Origin of the sequence: Bartonella sp. AA2SXKL (assembly GCF_042197205.1) — a bacterium.
In the GTDB taxonomy this organism is placed as follows: Bacteria; Pseudomonadota; Alphaproteobacteria; order Rhizobiales; family Rhizobiaceae; genus Bartonella.
The window spans coordinates 1-1,084 of sequence record NZ_JBHIRN010000060.1 but is presented as its reverse complement, the minus strand read 5'-3'; the positions used below and the strand labels follow the sequence as shown (position 1 = coordinate 1,084).

Below are 1,084 nucleotides of genomic sequence, written 5' to 3'. Positions count from 1 at the left end.
CAAACAAGCAGCATTTGTTTCTATTCTCGTTCACGGCATTCCCAAACAAGATATCCCCCTTGGAAAGCTTTGGTGTGACGTCAATGAACTGAATGGTGGTGTCGAGATACTCAAAACACCCATCAATATTTCTTTGCGTGCCGATGTTCGCGAACAATTCAAGATTTTATTGAGGTTTTAATATGAAGCATGAAAGTGGTTTACCCTTTGCAATTGACAGATCTCGCGGCAAAGAGGAACAACAAAGCGTGGTGTTTTATGGCACGCGTCCCTTTATTCAAAGTGGTGAACTAAATGAGGTTCAAACCATCATCAGGGGGCGTCATGACCGTTTGGGACGCCTTGTGGCACAAGAAGGAGACCGCGTTGAACGGGCTGATGCTTTTGTCAACAAAGAGACAAGGACCGTCACTTTAACGGATGGCAAGATTTATATTGCCGGCGATATTTTCCCCGTTGCACCAGCTGTACTCAACAATGTTGCCATGATTGGGCGCTTGGAAATTGGTGTGAAGCTGCAAAAAAAATGGATAACCCATGAGGATGATCCAGAGTTGTTGGGGCAAGTCCCTGGCACATTGGCAGAAGGAGAGCCTGGTGCCGCACGCGAAACAGCACAGCTTGTTTGGGCACTAAAAGAGGATGCGCAGAATGGCACTTTCTTTCCGGTTTATATTTTACAAGATGGTGTTCTGATTGATCAAAAATCGCCCTCACTGCTTGAACCCGCCATGCAAGCTATTGCGACGTACGACCGCGCCCATGGGCATTATATCGTGAGTGGCTGCCGTGTGAGCGCATTGGGAGCAAATAATGGTTGCCAAGTGTTTAGTATTCAAGAAGGAGAAGCCAATATCAATGGCTTTAAACGCAAACGCTTAGCGGCTTTGCGTCATGAAGAACTCGAGGACTTTTCGACAAGCGTTGTTCCTAGCGAAACGCATATTTTTGCGCCCCCAAAAGGGAAAACAAGTTTCACCTTTAAACCCTATTACTTTCCTATTGCCGATATTCAGTCTCTTTTGTTGACAAAAGAAAAAACCGTTAACGTCACCCGTGGTGCCGTTGCCGCTGGGCGTGATGG

The 1,084-nt window shown here is 46.5% G+C and carries 1 protein-coding gene and 1 pseudogene; both read left to right on the top strand.

Going from position 1 to position 1,084, the window contains the following annotated elements; genetic code table 11:
• Positions 1-181 (top strand): annotated as a pseudogene (locus tag ACFINS_RS09715) (phage tail protein); the annotation flags it as partial.
• A gap of 1 nt (position 182) precedes the next feature.
• Positions 183-1,084: DUF4815 domain-containing protein (locus ACFINS_RS09710; protein ID WP_375706147.1), on the top strand; the 902-nt coding region annotated here is incomplete at its 3' end.